Genomic DNA, 14,062 nt, shown 5'->3' with positions numbered 1-14,062 from the left:
GCGGGAACGCCGATATTCGCACATGGCGGTCACCTGGAAGTGTACTCCTCCAGCGCGTCGCGGAAGTTCACCACCGCGGTGGGCACGTTGCTCACGCCGCCCTCGAAGATGCGCCGGGGGGTGATGCCGGCGCCGTACACGGCCGCGTTGGCGTCGTAGTCGATGCGCATCACGCCGCCGTCCAGCGCCACGCCGGCGAACAGGCCGCGCGAGCGCGAGTAGGAGTAGATCTCGGCCTTCAGGTGGCCGTCGGTGGATGCGCTGGCGTTGCGCCCCACCGGGCCGGCCGCGGCGGCGGCGTCCGCGCCGAGGGTGAACTTGCCGTTGACGATGGAATCCACCCCGCGCTGGGTGCGGAACACCAGCACCACGTCGGTGGACGACACGCCGGCCTGGAAGCCCACGCTGGCGCCGGTGAGGGTGATGAAGCTGGGGTTGGACCAGGTGCCGTCCGGCCGTTTCACCGAGATCAGCCCCTCGCCGCGGCGGCCGCCGAAGATGAAGCCGGCCTTCACCAGGTCCGGGATCACCGCGATCGCGTGGGCTTCCTTCAGCAGGTCGGTGGGGATGGACTTGTCCGGCGCCTGCTCGATGTCGTTGAGCACGCGCACCGCGTTCTGGGCGCGCACCAGCGGCGGGTCCTCGGCGTGCGCGGACATCGCCGGCAGCAGCAGGACCAGCGCGACGGGCAACAGGCGACGCAGCGACAGCTTGAACATGGAATGTCTCCTGGCAAGACGTTGGAAGATCGTGCGGCGGCGCATCGCGCCGGCCGCGAGGCGGGACGCTTGTGGCAGACTGCCACGGCTTGTCCCGTCGCCGCCGCCACGATGCCACGTCCCCGCACCGATATCGACCCTGCCACCGGCCATGACGGGCCGCCCGTTCAGACAGGCGTGCTGCTGGTGAACCTGGGCACCCCGGACGCGCCCACCGCACGGGCGCTGCGCCCGTACCTGGCCGAGTTCCTCGGCGACCGCCGGGTGATCGACTACCCGCGCTGGCGCTGGTGGCCGATCCTGCACGGGGTGATCCTGCGCATCCGCCCGCGCCGCTCGGCCCATGCCTACGCGCGCATCTGGACGCCGCAGGGCTCGCCGCTGCGGGTGTACAGCGAAGCGCTCGCCGCCGCGCTGCAGGCCGAGCTGGACCGCCGGCGCCCCGGCACCTTCCGCCTGGCCCTGGCGATGCGCTACGGCCAGCCGTCGGTGCGCGCGCAGATCGAACGGCTGCAGCGCGAAGGCGTGCGCCACCTGCTGGTACTGCCGCTGTACCCGCAATATTCCGCCACCTCCACCGGCTCGGTGATCGATGCCGTGGCCGACACGCTGAAGACGCTGCGCTGGCCGCCCGAGCTGCGCCTCGTCAACGACTACCACGACGACCCCGGCCACATCGAGGCGCTGGCCGCGCGCATCGAGCGCTGGTGGGCCGCGAACGGCCGCGGCGACAGGCTGCTGCTGTCCTTCCACGGCATCCCTGAGCGCTATGCGCGCGAGGGCGACCCCTACCCGGACCAATGCCACGCCACCGCGCGCCTGTTGCGCCGGCGGCTGGGCCTGGACGAAACGCAGCTGCTCACCAGCTTCCAGTCGCGCGTGGGGCGCGAGACCTGGCTGCAGCCGTACACCGACGCCACCGTGCGCCGCCTCGCCGGCGAGGGTGTGAGGCGGCTGGACGTGGCCTGCCCCGGCTTCGCGGTGGACTGCCTGGAGACGCTGGAGGAAATCGCCCTGCAGAACCGCGACTTCTTCCTCGCCGCCGGCGGCGAGGCGCTGCGCTACATCCCCGCGCTCAACGACGGTCCGGAACAGGTGGCCAGCCTCGCCGCCCTGGTATGGCGCCACACGCAAGGCTGGCCGTCGGCCGGCGGCGCATGAGCGCGCCGATCGAACGCCGCCTCGCGCTGCCGCGGCTCGGGCTGGCCGCCCTGGCCTGGGGCGACGGGACCCTGCCGCCGCTGCTCGCCCTGCACGGCTGGCTGGACAACGCCGCCAGCTTCGCGCGCCTGGCGCCGCTGCTGGCCGCGCACCGGCAGGTGATCGCGCTCGACCTGCCCGGCCACGGCCACAGCGACCACTTGCCGCCCGCCGCCGGCGGCTACGCGCTGCCCGACTACGTGCGCGCGGTGCTGGACGCGGCCGACGCGCTGGGCCTGCCGCGCTTCGCCCTGCTCGGCCATTCGCTCGGCGCCGGCATCGCCTCGCTGGTCGCCGCCGCCGCGCCGGCGCGGGTGGAGCGGCTGTGGCTGGTCGAGGGCCTGGGTCCGCTGGGCGACGACGGCGGCGACACGCTGCACCGCTTCCGCCAGGCGCTTGCGGCCACGTCCGCGAACGGGAAGACGCTGCGCCTGTTCCGCGACGTGGACCAGGCCGTCCGCACCCGCGCCGTGGCCGGCGGACTCGCCGCCGAACTGGCGCGCCCGATCGTCGAACGCGGCCTGCGCGAAACTGCCGGCGGCTGGCAATGGCGCAGCGACCCGCGGCTCACCCGTCCCAGCGCCGTACGGCTGGCGGAAACCCAGGTCCACGCCCTGCTCGCCGGCATCGAGGCGCCCACCGCCCTGCTACTGGCGCGCCCCGCCACGCCGTACCTGCCCGACGCCACCATGCGCGCCCGCGCCGCCTGCGTGCCGCGCATCACGGTCGAGCATATCGACGGCGGCCATCACCTGCACCTGGAGCACCCCGGGGCGGTGGCACTGTGGATGCAACGCCACGCCGGCGAAGGCCACGCGGCATCCTGATGATCGATCCGCCGCCCCGGCCGGCGCCAGGGCGGCGGGACCCACGTCACGCCGAGATCGCCAGCCGCTCGGAGCGGTACACCCAGGCGGTGGCCAGCACCGCCACCAGCGCCACCGCGAAGCCGCAAACCAGGCACAGGCCGATCTGCGATGCGCTCACCGCGCCGCCGCGCAGCAAGGCGGTGATGCCGATCTGCTGCGCCAGCACCGGCACCGCGTACATCCAGTCCGCGGTCTTCACCGGCGCGAAGGTGAGCAGCATCGAGGGCAGGATCGGCACGAACATCAGGATCTGCAGGTAGGTCTGCGCCTCGCGGTAGCTCTTGGCGAACGCCGCCACCAGCGTCTGCAGCGCGGCCAGCAACACCAGCAGCGGCAGCATCAGCAGCAGCACGCGGCCGCCGAAGGCAAAGCCGAGGTCCAGCGTCATGCCCAGCTTCTCGGTGGGCAGGAAGCGTCCGGCGACGGCGAACGCCACCACGGTGATCACCAGGCTGGCCAGCGAGAACGCGCAGATCGCGCCCAACTTGCCCAGCAGGATCTGCCAGCGCGGCAGCGGGTTGGCGAACAGCGGCTCCAGCGATTGCCGCTCGCGCTCGCCGGCGGTGAGGTCGATCGCCAGGTACATGCCGCCGAGGAACACGGTGAGCACGAAGAAGTACGGCAGCATGCCGAACATCAGGCCCGCCCGCGACTGCGGCGTGGACTGGTCGCGCCCCACCGCCACCACCGGCACCGCCAGCGTGGGCGGCAAGCCGCGCGCCACCAGCCGCATCAGGCCCTGCTGCTGCGCGTAGGCCTGCACCATCTCGCGCAGGCGGTGCTCCTGGGCGCTGGAATCGCGCCGCGAGGAGTCGTACACCAGTTCCACCTCGGCCGGTTCGCCGCGGCGCCAGGCCTGGCCGTAGCCGGCCGGGATGCGCAGCACCACGTCGGCGTCCTGCGCATGCACCACCGCCTCCGGATCGGCCACCGGCGGCTGCGGTACCAGGCCCTGCTGCTTCAGCGCGTCGAGCAGGTGCGGCGCGTACTGGGCGCCGACCACCGGCACCTTCAGCGGCTGCTCCGCCTTGTCCAGCTCGCGCGTGACCGAGGCGTTGAGGATCAGCACGAACAGGATCGGCCCGATCAGCGGCCCGTACAGCAGCGCGCTCATCACGGTGCGCTTGTCGCGCAGGTTTTCCTTCACTTCCTTGAGGAAGACGGTCAGCGCTTTCATGCGGCCAGGCCCTCCTCGCTGCCGATGATCTTCACGAACGCGTCCTCCAGGTTGTTCTCGCCGGTCTGCGCGCGCAGCGCATCGGGGGTCTCGTCGGCCACCACGCGGCCGTGCGCGATCACCACGATGCGGTCGCACAGCGCCGCCACCTCCTGCATGATGTGGCTGGAGAACAGCACGCAGCGGCCCTCCGCCTTCAGCGCCTGCATGAACTGGCGCAGGCCGCGGGTGGCCATCACGTCGAGGCCGTTGGTGGGCTCGTCGAGGATCACGTTGCGCGGGTCGTGGATCAGCGCGCGGGCGATCGCGGTCTTCACCCGCTGGCCCTGCGAGAAGCCCTCGGTGCGGCGGTCCAGGATGTCGCGCATCTCCAGCGCATCGACCAGCGCCTCGCGGCGCGCATGCAGCTGCGGCGTCTCCACCCCGTGCAGGCGCGCGAAGTACTCGATGTTCTCGCGCGCGGTCAGCCGCTTGTACAGGCCGCGCGCGTCCGGCAGCACGCCGAGGGTGCGGCGCACGGCCAGCGGGTCGGCGGCGGCGTCGACGCCGTCCACGCGCACCTCGCCGCCGTCCGGCTTCATCAGGGTGTAGAGCATGCGCAGCGTGGTGGTCTTGCCGGCGCCGTTGGGGCCGAGCAGGCCGGTGATCTCGCCGTCGCGGGCGCGGAAGCTGACGCCGTCCACCGCCTGCACCTTGCCGAACGCCTTGCGCAGGTTGCTTACCTCGATCATGGGGTGGCTCCGTTGAAGTCGACGAAGGCGGGCACCGGGCCCAGCCGGTCCAGGCAGCTGGCATCGAGCGCCTTCGGGTCCGGCCGCTCGATGAAGTTCGCCAGCAGCTTCGGCATGCAGCCGCGCATCAGGTTGCTGTGGCCCTGGCCCTTGAACAGCAGCTGGCGTCCGTCGGAAAGCCCGGCCAGGATGGTCTTGCCGTAGGCCGGCGGCGTCACCGGGTCGAGTTCGCCGTCGAGGATCAGGATCGGCTTGCCGCTCTTCAGCGGCGCATGGAAATCGTCCGGACGCGCGCCGTGCGGCCATACCGAGCATTGCGCCTTGAGCGCCTCGACGAAGTGGTTGCCGAGCAGGGTGTCGGCGTCTTCCGGGCGCGGCTGGATCAGGTCGGCGTCCTCGCTGCATACCACGCTCAGGAACATGCCGGGATTGATGTCCCCGTTCATGTCCTGGCTCATCAGGCGCTCCTGGCCCATCAGCGGCGCCACGTCGCCGTGGGCGGCGGCGTCGATGGTCAGCGGCAGCAGGGCCGCGGTTTCCGCGGTGTAGGCGAAGATGTGCACCAGGCCCACCAGCACCTGCGCATCGAGCGGGCGCGTCACCAGCTCCCAGCTGCGCGGGTCACGGAAGCTCACCTGATGCGGGTTGGCGCGCAGCGCGTCGCGCAGCTGGCGCAGGGTCTGCATGGGATCGCCGAAGCGCTTCCTGCACGCCGCGTCGGCGGTGCAGCGGGCGAAGTCCAGCTTCAGCACGCGGTCGAGGTTGGCGGCGAAGTCCTGGCCCACCAGCACCTGGTTCGGCACCGGGGAATCCAGCACCACGCTGCGCACCGCATCGGGGTGATGGCGCAGGTACTGCTGCGCCATGCGCGTGCCGTAGGACACGCCGACCAGGTCGAGCACGGGCGAACCCAGCGCCTTGCGCACGTCCTCCAGGTCCTGCACCGCGATGCTGGTGGTGTAGAAGCGCGGATCGGCGTGCGGCGTGATCTCGTCCAGGCAGGTCTTCGCCAGCGCCCGCAGCTTGTCCGGGTCGGCCTCGTCGAGGCTGCCGCCGTTGTCGTCCTGCGCCGCCTTGCAGACCAGCGCGTTGGAGCCACCGGTGCCGCGCTGATCGAGCAGCAGCACATTGTGCCGCTTCAGCACGCCGGCGAAGGCGCTCGCCTCGGTCTTCCACACCGCGGTGGCGGCCTCTCCGGGGCCGCCGGCCAGCAGCACCGCCAGGCTCTTGTCCGGCACGGCCGCTTCGCTGCGCACCACCGCCAGGTGCAACTTGATCCGCCGCCCGTGCGGATCGGCGCGGTTTTCCGGCACCGGGAAATCGGTGCACCAGGCCTGCGCCCGCACGCCGTCGCCGGGCCGCCCCAGCTCGCACGCGGTCAGCGTCAGCGAACCGAGTCGCCATGTCCGCGGCGCGGGCGGAGGCAGCGGCCGCGCCAGCGTGGTGGCGGCGACGGCAGGGGCCGCCTCCGTCGTCGTCGCGGCATCCGACGCCGCATGCTGCCGGTGCTGGTGCAGCCAGCTCCAGCCGAACCAGCCGACCGCACCCACGGCGATCGCGATGCGCAAACCGTTGCGCGCAGAAATGCCCATGCCTCGTCTACTCCCCGTCGGTCCAGCCCAGCAGCGCCGCCAGCGTGCGCCCCAGTCGTCGTTCCAGCGCGCACGCGGAAGGCGTGCCGCACACCAGCCTCACTTGCAGATCCACCACCCCCAGCGGCAACGCGGGCGTGACCAGCACCGTGGTCGTCTCCCGGTCGCTTGCCGGCAGCGCCCCCGCATGCCGCCCGGGCGCCAGCACCACCAGCACCACGGCGAGCGCCAGGCCCGCCCCCAGTTTGCGCATCGTCGATCCCATCGTCATCCCCCTGCCCTCACGGCGCCCAGTAGCGGTAGCGGAAGCGCACCAGCAACTGGGCGGCCAGGTAACAGCCGAACTGCACCAGCAGCGCCATGTCCGGCCTGGCCTGTACCAGCTTGAAGGCGTGCAGGAAGAACAGCGCCAGGATGATCCCCACCGAAGCGATGAAGGCCAGCATCATCGCCTCCATCTCCAGCCGGCGGCGCAGCTCGTCGCGACGCAGGATCTGCCGGTATTCGGTCCAGCCCAGCCACGCGTAGCTGGCCATCAGTGCCGCCACCAGCGCCAGGCGCACGCCCGGTCCCTGCCCGTGCCCGAAGGCGCGCAGGCACATCGCCAGGCCCACGGTCAGCACCGCCGGCGGCAGGATCGCCCGCGCGTACTGCTTCCACCACTTCTTGTCCATGACTCCCCTCCACCGGTTTCAGTCGACCGGTTCGAAAATCGCCTCGATCGCCAGCCCGAACAGCTTCGCCAGCTTGAAGGCGAGCGGCAGGCTGGGGTCGTACTTCCCCGTCTCGATGGCGTTGACGGTCTGCCGCGACACGTCGAGGTGTGCGGCCAGGTCCGCCTGCGACCAGCCGCGCTCGCCGCGCAGTTCGCGCACCCGGTTGTTCATGCGTAGCGCCGGCCCGCCCAGCGCCGCGCGAACACGTACAGCAGCGGCATGCCCACGAAGCCCAGCTGCGCTACCGGCACCGGCACGCCGGCGTGCTGCAGCAGCCAGCAGACGCCCAGGCCCAGCCAGGCGGCGATCGCCGCCACCGCCAGCGCCACGCCTTCGACGCGCCGCTGCAGTTCGTCCATCGCCACCACCCGGCGCACGGACAGCGCCACGATCGCCACGATGAACGGCAACGGCAGCAGGGCCACCGGCGCGCGCAGCGGCGACCTCACCAGCTGCGGCAGCCAGGCGCGCGATGCCAGCAGCGCGGCGAAGTAGCCCAGCAGCGCCCATGCCTGGCCGCGCGTCATGCGCCGGGCAGGTTCCACCGCGCGTTCCATGCGTTCCACCGCGCGGCGCGCCTGCGCGCGGGCCTGCCAGTCGTTGAAGCGGTCCAGCCATGTACGAAGCGCGTGCATGTCAAGGCTCCTGCCCGTGGCGGCGCGCGCGGACATGGCGCCACCGGGCCCATGCGGCCAGCACCGCGAAGAGGCCTGCCGTGGCGGCGAACCATGCCGCCTCCCGCGGGAGATGGCGCCACCACACGTACAGCGCGAGCAGTCCCATCAGCGCGCCAATGCCCGCGAAGTACCACGGCAGCCACTCGGTGCCCTCGCCGTCGCACATGCCCTCCATGCCGTAGCGGCGGCCGACCCGGCGGCTGGCCATCCCGTAGCCGAATATCAGCACCGGGAACACCCAGATCAGCACGCTGCCGTCCAGCTCCAGCACGCCGTCGGCGGCGAGAAAGCCGACCACCATGCTGAGCGCGGACACCAGCGCGGTCGCCGCGCCCAGCGACACCAGATGCATGCGCTGCTCCAGTTCGTCGCTGTCGCGGATGCGGCGCCATATCAGCGCGATCACGTAGAGCATCGGCAGCACCGGCACCACCGCCAGCATCGCCTTCAGCGGCAGGCTCGCCACGACGTGCACCAGCGAGCCGGCCCCGAGCAGCACGACCACATAGACGGCCATGGTCAGCATCAGCTGCTGCTGGTAGCGCTTGTTGGTCAGGCGCGACATGCCACGGCCCTCACGGCGATTCCAGGAAACCGTCCAGCACCTGCCGGAACTTCGCCGGCTGGTCGAGCATCACGAAGTGGCGCGACGGCGAGACCGACACCACCTTCGCATAGGGCGCATTCGCCAGCAGGCTCCGGTAATAGGTTGCCTTCTGTTCCTCGCTCATCACCGGCTGCTTGCTCATCGCGGCCGCGGCCGCGAAATCCGGCGCGTTGTACGGCGATATCTCGAGGATCGGCACGTTCGCCTGCTTCAGGCCGGGGCGATAGTCGGCCGCAAGGTCCGCGGCCATGTAGTCGGCGGTGGCGGCGGCGTCGCTGCGCGCCAGCCGCGGCGCGGCGCGCGCGGCCAGCTGCGGATCGATCACGCCCATGATGCGCATGTACGACAAGGCCGCGGCCTGGAATTGCGCCGGCGTCATCGCGGCGTACCTGGCCTTCATCTGCCCGGCCATGGCCTGGCGCTGCGCCGCGCCCACCCGCTCCATGCCGGGGAAGACCGGCAAGCCGTCCACCGCTACCACGCCCGAAAGCAGGTCCGCGTGTTCGCCGGCGAAGCGCAGCGCCAGCGTGCCGCCGATGCTGTGGCCCACCAGCACTGGCTTGTCGAGGTGCCTGCGCTCGATCAGTTTAAGCAGCGAGGCGTCGGCGCGATCCAGCAGCGTGCCGGCCTTCGCGTCCGGCGCCGGCGCGGGCACGCCGTCGAAGCCGGCCAGCGTCACCGCGTACACCACGTGGTCCTTTTCGAGGTCGGCGATGGTCCGCTGCCATACCCACGGGCCGCACTCCAGGCCCGGGATCAGGATCACCGGGCGGCCGCGATCGCCGTGGCGCTGCACCTGCAGCGTGCCGATCCGCTCCGCCGGCACGGCCTCCGCCGCCATCGACGCCCCGGCCAAACCGGCCAGCGCCACCACCAAGGCGTACCGCCAGCCACGATGCTTCCGCATGACACTCCTCCCGCGCATTCAGCGCCCATGTAAAGCAAGCTTTACACATGAAAGGGTGTAAAGCAAGCTTTACATCGCGCCTTGCGGGAAAAGGATCACCATTGCCAGCGCTGTCACCCGATTTTTTCGGAATCGTCCTACTGCCGACGTCGAACCGGGAGCCTAAGCTAGCGCCAGCCCAGCCGGCCCGGCTTTCGTGCTGGGCAGATACGGATCGGAGAATCCGAAAGCAACGGCTTCCGTTCCAGGCGGCCGTTGCCCAGCGCTCTTTGTAGAGTCCGGCGGCGCGCCATTGGCGTGCAGCGCGGATGATCGGGGGAGAAGGTGAAACGGAATGAACCCGTTGCCGCCCACTTGGGGCAATTGCCAGACAAGGCGTTTGACGCACCGCGTCAGCTTTGGACAACACCGCCTTCTTTTCAGCACCCCAACCATACCTGAACGGCTTCGTCCATAGGACTTATGGCCGAAAACGTGGCCGATCGGGCGACAAAATGTGGGGCATATCACACTATGGCACGATGATTGCTCTAGCTCCCGCCGGCGGCACAGCTCGATTGCCCGCCGGAAAGCGGCGCCCACCGAACCTGCCGCACACGATGCCGCACACCTCAATTCACTGTGGAACCCAAGGAAACATCATGAACAAGCTGCTTCTCACCTCTGCGCTTGCCGTCGCCTTCGGCGCCGCGGCGTTCGTCCCGCAGGCGGCCCGCGCCGCCGACGGCACCGTCACCTTCAACGGCAAGGTCCTGTCCTCGACCTGCACCGTCAGCAATGCGACCGGCGGCAACGTGGCGGTCACCCTGCCCGACGTCCCCGTCAGCAACTTCACCGCCCAGGGCTCCACCGCGGGCCTGACGCCGTTCTCGCTGAACCTGACCGGCTGCCCGACGACCCCGTCGGGTGTCGTGGTGGGCGCGGCGTTCTCCGGCGCCAGCATCGACGGGACGACCGGCGCCATCAAGAACGCCACCGGCGCGGGCAACTCCAACGTCGAGGTCCAGATGACCAACGCGGGGGGCACTGCTGTCAACCTGAACACGAACCCCAACCCGGTCAACGCCACCATCTCCGCCGGTGGCACGGCCACGCTGAGCTACCAGGCCCAGTACTACCAGCCGACGTCCACGGCCGTCACCGCCGGCACGGTGGCCGCGTCGGTGACCTACACGCTGACCTACAACTAAGCGCACGCCCCCCGGCTGCCGCATTCGCACGAATGCGGCAGCCGGCTGCAACCCGCCCCCGCCGCAGAGGTTCCCATGAACACCCTGACCCGTGCATTTGGCACGGCGGTACTCGCTTTGTGCCTGTCGATCCCGGTGGCCCGGGCCGGCATCGTCATCGGCGGCACCCGCGTGGTGTTCCCCGCCCAGCAGGGCGAGGTCACCGTACGCCTGTCCAACGAAGGCGATCACCCTGCGCTGGTCGAGGCGTGGATCGACACCGGCAACCAGGATTCGACACCCGACAGCGTCAGCACGCCGTTCCTGATCACGCCCCCGCTGTTCCGCATGGATCCGCACAAGGACCAGAGTCTGCGCATCCTCTCCACGCAGGGCTCCCATCCGCTGCCGACCGACCGCGAGTCGCTGTTCTGGCTGAACGTGCTGGAGATCCCGCCCAAGCCCACCGGCGCCCAGTATGCCGGCCGCAACTATCTGCAGTTCGCGATCCGTTCGCGGCTGAAACTGTTCTACCGTCCGGCCGGCCTGGCGGGCGATGCGCTGAAGGCATCCGACAAGCTGGTCTTCAAGGCCGCCGGACAGGGCGCGGCGCTGGAGGTGCACAACCCCACGCCGTACTACGTCACGATCAGCAGCCTGTCGCTCGGCGCCGGCAGCAAGCCTCTCCCTGAGACCAACGGCATGGTGGCGCCCTTCGGCGACCTGTGCCTGACCCTGAAAGGCGCTGCGCAGGCGCCTGCCGCGGGCACGCCGGTCGTGTTCGTCACCATCAACGACTTCGGCGCGGCAGATACCCACCAGGGCACCGTGGCGCCGTAATGGAACCGCAGCGCGCCCGCTCCGGCCACCTGCCGACGCGCCGCGCCGCGCTCGCGGTGGCCTGTGGCGTGGCGCTGGCCGCCGCCCTTGGCGGGTCCACTCCCGCGTGGGCGGCAGCCGCTGCGAGCGCGGCCCCCGGAGGCGCCGCCGCCGATGCCAGCGCCAGCGGCGGCTTCGCCAATTTCGACCGCAGCCTGCTGGCCGGTGCCGGCGGCAGCGCCGCCGATCTCGCGCGCTTCGAGCACGGCAACCCGGTACTGCCCGGCATCTACAACCTGGACGTCTACCTCGGCGAGAACTGGATCGGCCGGATGGACGTGCGTTTCGCCGCCCCCTCGCCCGACGCCAGCGCCGTGCCGTGCGCCAGCACCGACCTGCTCGACCGCATGGGCCTGGCGCCCGTCAAGTCCGCCGCCGCGGCCGCCGCGCGACTGCAATCGCCTGGCGCCTGCGTGGGCCTGGGCGAGCTGATTCCGGGCGCCAGGCTGGTGCTCGACATGCCGAACCTGCGCCTGGACGCCAGCGTGCCGCAGGCCTACATGAACCAGATGCCGCGCGGCTGGGTCAACCCGACGTCGTGGAGCGCGGGCGTGCCGGCGTTCCTGCTCAACTACAACTTCAACAGCTATCGCACCACCAGCAACGGGCAAGGCCAGACCAGCACCTACCTGGGACTTCGCGCCGGCCTGAACATCGGCCTCTGGCAGCTGCGGCAGGACAGTACCGTCACCTGGCAATCGGGGACGGCCAGCCGGTCCGGCCAGCGCCATTGGCAGAACATCGACACGTACGTGCAGCGCGCGCTGCCCAAGTGGCGCTCCGTGTTGAACATAGGCGACAGCTATACCGACGGCGCCGTGTTCGACAGCTACGGCCTGCGCGGCGTGCAACTGGGCACCGACGACCGCATGCTGCCCCAGTCGCTGCGCGGCTATGCGCCGGTGGTGCGCGGCGTCGCCGACACCAACGCCAAGGTCACGGTGAGCCAGAACGGCATGCAGATCTACCAGACCACCGTGGCGCCGGGTGCGTTCGTCATCGACGACCTGTACCCGACCGGCTATGGCGGCGACCTGGACGTGACCGTGACCGAAGCCGACGGCCGCCAGCACGGCTTCAAGGTGCCCTATGCCTCGGTGGCGCAGCTCATGCGCCCCGGCATCACCCGTTTCGACGTCGCCGTGGGTCAGCTGCGCGACACCGCCCTGCACGACAAGCCGGGCGTGGTCCAGGCCGCCATGCAGCACGGCTTCGGCAACCGCTTCACCGGCTACGCCGGCGTGCAGGGCTCGCAGGGCTATGCCGCGGCGCTGGTCGGCGGCGCGTTCAACACGCGCTTCGGCGCGCTGGCGCTGGACGTCACCCAGGCCCATGCGGTCATCCCGGGCAACGGCACCTACAACGGCCAGAGCTTTCGCGTCACCTACAGCAAGATCGTCCCGGAGACCAACACCTCGCTCAGCGTGGCGGCCTACCGCTATTCCACCAGCGGCTTCCTGAGCCTCAACGACGCCGAGTCCGCACGCGACTACGCGCGCCGCGGCCTGAACGCCCTGCAATACCTGCCGACCAACGTGCAGACGATCGACGGCGTGCCCGTGCAAAGCCTGCTCACGCCGGCCCAGATCGCGGCCCTGAACGGCTCGGCCTACAACAGCAACGGCCTCTACACCTCGCGCGGACTGCTGCAGCAGCGCAACCGCTTCACCCTGACCCTCAACCAGCAGCTGGGGCACGATGGCAGCTCGCTGTACGCCAACGCCACGGCCAACGACTACTGGAACCACAACGGGCGCGACACCCAGTTCCAGCTTGGCTACAACAGCCATTTCCACCGGCTGGCCTGGGGCGTGTCCGTCAGCCGCGGGCGCACCGAGTTCGGCGGCTACGACAACCAGGTCTTCTTCAACGCCAGCCTGCCGCTGGGCGACGCCCCGCATGCCCCCAGCCTTTCGTTCAACGTCAACCGCGACGACAACAACGGCACCCAGGAACAGGCGACCCTCAACGGCACGCTGGGCCAGTGGAACCAGTTCACCTACGGCGCCTCCGCCTCGCACGGCGGCGACGGCACCGGCAACACCTTCAGCGTGAATGCCGGCTACAACAGCCCCTACGCCACGCTCAACGCCAGCGTCGGCCACGGCAACGGCTACTCGCAGACGTCCTTTGGCGCCAGCGGCGCGGTCGTCGCGCACCAGGGCGGCGTCACCTTCGGCCAGCCGACGGGCGATACCGTGGCGATCGCGTACGCACCCGGCGCCGCCGGTGCGCATGTCGTCAACGCACCGGGCGTGCGCGTGAACCGCTCCGGCTACGCATTGGTGCCGTATCTTGCGCCCTATCAACTCGACACCGTCCAGATCGACCCGCAAGGCCTGCCGCTGGGCGTACAGCTGGACGCCACCAGCGCCCGTGTCGCGCCCTACGCCGGCGCGGTCGTGAAGGTCAATTTCAAGAGCCGCTACGGCCGCGCGCTGATCGCACGCATCCGCATGGCGGACGGCAAGCCGCTGCCCTTCGGCACCGAGGTGCAGGACGCCAAGGGCCAGGCGATCGGCACGGTGGGCCAGGGCGGGATGGCCCTTTTGCGGGTGGCCGGCCAGTCGGGTCGGCTCGGCGCGCAGTGGCAAGATACGCAAGGCGTCGCGCACGCGTGTTCGTTCGCTTACGCGGCGCCCGCCACGAAACAGCCCGCGCAGGCCCAGGCCGTCGTCGATGCCACTTGCACCATGGACGGACAGGCCGCCGCAGGGCACAGCGGTAGCGCACCATGACCACTCCATCATCCCTACCGCATGCAAGGCGGATCGTCATGCAGGCAGCCACCCGGCCACACCGTGATTCGCGAGGTCATG

At 70.6% G+C, this 14,062-nt stretch carries 15 protein-coding genes; 5 read left to right on the top strand and 10 right to left on the bottom strand.

Translation table 11 applies throughout. From position 1 onward, the window contains the following. Positions 1–29: 29 nt before the first annotated feature. Positions 30–719 carry a lipid-binding SYLF domain-containing protein gene (locus QMK61_RS09080; protein ID WP_302071874.1) on the bottom strand — a complete coding sequence of 230 codons (690 nt, stop codon included), beginning with the start codon at positions 717–719 and terminating at the stop codon, positions 30–32. Positions 720–830: 111 nt separating this feature from the next. Between QMK61_RS09080 and hemH the strand changes: the two genes are divergently transcribed. Both hemH and QMK61_RS09070 read left to right on the top strand, forming a co-directional pair. Next, positions 831–1,880, top strand: a complete 1,050-nt coding sequence (gene hemH / locus QMK61_RS09075; protein ID WP_302071873.1) for a ferrochelatase — start codon at positions 831–833, stop codon at positions 1,878–1,880. Then, positions 1,877–2,746: an alpha/beta hydrolase gene (locus QMK61_RS09070; protein WP_302071872.1), complete on the top strand. Its 870-nt coding sequence runs from the start codon at positions 1,877–1,879 to the stop codon at positions 2,744–2,746. Before hemH ends, QMK61_RS09070 begins: the two co-directional genes overlap by 4 nt. Before the next feature lie 46 nt (positions 2,747–2,792). Here the strand turns inward: QMK61_RS09070 and QMK61_RS09065 are convergent, their stop codons facing one another. From QMK61_RS09065 to QMK61_RS09025, 9 genes are read right to left on the bottom strand one after another with little or no spacing between them, the layout of a single operon-like run. Then, positions 2,793–3,965 (bottom strand): ABC transporter permease, encoded by a 1,173-nt coding sequence (locus QMK61_RS09065; protein ID WP_302071871.1) that lies wholly within the window; start codon positions 3,963–3,965, stop codon positions 2,793–2,795. Next, the gene (locus tag QMK61_RS09060) at positions 3,962–4,696 is read right to left on the bottom strand and encodes an ATP-binding cassette domain-containing protein (RefSeq protein WP_302071870.1); all 735 of its coding nucleotides are present in this window, start codon (positions 4,694–4,696) and stop codon (positions 3,962–3,964) included. Before QMK61_RS09060 ends, QMK61_RS09065 begins: the two co-directional genes overlap by 4 nt. Further along, positions 4,693–6,288, bottom strand: coding sequence for an alpha/beta fold hydrolase (locus QMK61_RS09055; protein ID WP_302071869.1), 1,596 nt, complete (start codon positions 6,286–6,288; stop codon positions 4,693–4,695). The genes QMK61_RS09060 and QMK61_RS09055 overlap by 4 nt, the downstream gene beginning before the upstream one ends. A gap of 7 nt (positions 6,289–6,295) precedes the next feature. Next, positions 6,296–6,553: a hypothetical protein gene (locus QMK61_RS09050; protein ID WP_302071868.1), complete on the bottom strand. Its 258-nt coding sequence runs from the start codon at positions 6,551–6,553 to the stop codon at positions 6,296–6,298. A gap of 16 nt (positions 6,554–6,569) precedes the next feature. Next, the gene (locus QMK61_RS09045; protein WP_302071867.1) at positions 6,570–6,962 is read right to left on the bottom strand and encodes a hypothetical protein; all 393 of its coding nucleotides are present in this window, start codon (positions 6,960–6,962) and stop codon (positions 6,570–6,572) included. An 18-nt stretch (positions 6,963–6,980) separates the two neighbouring features. Next, positions 6,981–7,175, bottom strand: a complete 195-nt coding sequence (locus QMK61_RS09040; RefSeq protein WP_302071866.1) for a helix-turn-helix transcriptional regulator — start codon at positions 7,173–7,175, stop codon at positions 6,981–6,983. Continuing rightward, entirely contained in the window at positions 7,172–7,639 is a 468-nt protein-coding gene (locus QMK61_RS09035) for a hypothetical protein (RefSeq protein WP_302071865.1), read from the bottom strand. Before QMK61_RS09035 ends, QMK61_RS09040 begins: the two co-directional genes overlap by 4 nt. A 1-nt stretch (position 7,640) precedes the next feature. Beyond that, on the bottom strand, positions 7,641–8,246 hold the full coding sequence (locus QMK61_RS09030; RefSeq protein WP_302071864.1) for a hypothetical protein: 606 nt from the start codon (positions 8,244–8,246) through the stop codon (positions 7,641–7,643). A gap of 10 nt (positions 8,247–8,256) precedes the next feature. Beyond that, complete coding sequence (locus QMK61_RS09025; RefSeq protein ID WP_302071863.1) at positions 8,257–9,195, bottom strand: alpha/beta hydrolase; 939 nt, start codon at positions 9,193–9,195, stop codon at positions 8,257–8,259. 641 nt (positions 9,196–9,836) lie between these two features. Between QMK61_RS09025 and QMK61_RS09020 the strand changes: the two genes are divergently transcribed. The 3 genes from QMK61_RS09020 (at position 9,837) to QMK61_RS09010 (ending at position 13,981) form a co-directional block, all read left to right on the top strand. Beyond that, the gene (locus QMK61_RS09020; RefSeq protein ID WP_302071862.1) at positions 9,837–10,385 is read left to right on the top strand and encodes a fimbrial protein; all 549 of its coding nucleotides are present in this window, start codon (positions 9,837–9,839) and stop codon (positions 10,383–10,385) included. A gap of 75 nt (positions 10,386–10,460) precedes the next feature. After that, positions 10,461–11,204: a fimbria/pilus periplasmic chaperone gene (locus tag QMK61_RS09015; RefSeq protein ID WP_302071861.1), complete on the top strand. Its 744-nt coding sequence runs from the start codon at positions 10,461–10,463 to the stop codon at positions 11,202–11,204. Beyond that, positions 11,204–13,981: a fimbria/pilus outer membrane usher protein gene (locus QMK61_RS09010; RefSeq protein WP_302071860.1), complete on the top strand. Its 2,778-nt coding sequence runs from the start codon at positions 11,204–11,206 to the stop codon at positions 13,979–13,981. The genes QMK61_RS09015 and QMK61_RS09010 overlap by 1 nt, the downstream gene beginning before the upstream one ends. The last annotated feature ends 81 nt before the right edge of the window (positions 13,982–14,062 follow it).

The sequence above is a fragment of the Fulvimonas sp. R45 genome (assembly GCF_030504985.1).
Lineage (GTDB): Bacteria > Pseudomonadota > Gammaproteobacteria > Xanthomonadales > Rhodanobacteraceae > Rhodanobacter_A.
The sequence above is the reverse complement of the archived record's forward strand: the minus strand, read 5'-3'. Positions and strand labels throughout refer to the sequence as shown.

Excerpts from the sequence above, each read along its gene's own strand:
- QMK61_RS09015 (WP_302071861.1), top strand. The coding sequence starts at position 10,461 with ATGAACACCCTGACCCGTGCATTTGGCACGGCGGTACTCGCTTTGTGC.
- QMK61_RS09040 (WP_302071866.1), bottom strand. The coding sequence starts at position 7,175 with ATGAACAACCGGGTGCGCGAACTGCGCGGCGAGCGCGGCTGGTCGCAG.
- QMK61_RS09010 (WP_302071860.1), top strand. The coding sequence starts at position 11,204 with ATGGAACCGCAGCGCGCCCGCTCCGGCCACCTGCCGACGCGCCGCGCC.
- QMK61_RS09025 (WP_302071863.1), bottom strand. The coding sequence starts at position 9,195 with ATGCGGAAGCATCGTGGCTGGCGGTACGCCTTGGTGGTGGCGCTGGCC.
- QMK61_RS09035 (WP_302071865.1), bottom strand. The coding sequence starts at position 7,639 with ATGCACGCGCTTCGTACATGGCTGGACCGCTTCAACGACTGGCAGGCC.
- QMK61_RS09045 (WP_302071867.1), bottom strand. The coding sequence starts at position 6,962 with ATGGACAAGAAGTGGTGGAAGCAGTACGCGCGGGCGATCCTGCCGCCG.
- QMK61_RS09065 (WP_302071871.1), bottom strand. The coding sequence starts at position 3,965 with ATGAAAGCGCTGACCGTCTTCCTCAAGGAAGTGAAGGAAAACCTGCGC.
- QMK61_RS09070 (WP_302071872.1), top strand. The coding sequence starts at position 1,877 with ATGAGCGCGCCGATCGAACGCCGCCTCGCGCTGCCGCGGCTCGGGCTG.
- QMK61_RS09060 (WP_302071870.1), bottom strand. The coding sequence starts at position 4,696 with ATGATCGAGGTAAGCAACCTGCGCAAGGCGTTCGGCAAGGTGCAGGCG.
- QMK61_RS09055 (WP_302071869.1), bottom strand. The coding sequence starts at position 6,288 with ATGGGCATTTCTGCGCGCAACGGTTTGCGCATCGCGATCGCCGTGGGT.
- QMK61_RS09080 (WP_302071874.1), bottom strand. The coding sequence starts at position 719 with ATGTTCAAGCTGTCGCTGCGTCGCCTGTTGCCCGTCGCGCTGGTCCTG.
- QMK61_RS09030 (WP_302071864.1), bottom strand. The coding sequence starts at position 8,246 with ATGTCGCGCCTGACCAACAAGCGCTACCAGCAGCAGCTGATGCTGACC.
- QMK61_RS09050 (WP_302071868.1), bottom strand. The coding sequence starts at position 6,553 with ATGGGATCGACGATGCGCAAACTGGGGGCGGGCCTGGCGCTCGCCGTG.
- hemH (WP_302071873.1), top strand. The coding sequence starts at position 831 with ATGCCACGTCCCCGCACCGATATCGACCCTGCCACCGGCCATGACGGG.
- QMK61_RS09020 (WP_302071862.1), top strand. The coding sequence starts at position 9,837 with ATGAACAAGCTGCTTCTCACCTCTGCGCTTGCCGTCGCCTTCGGCGCC.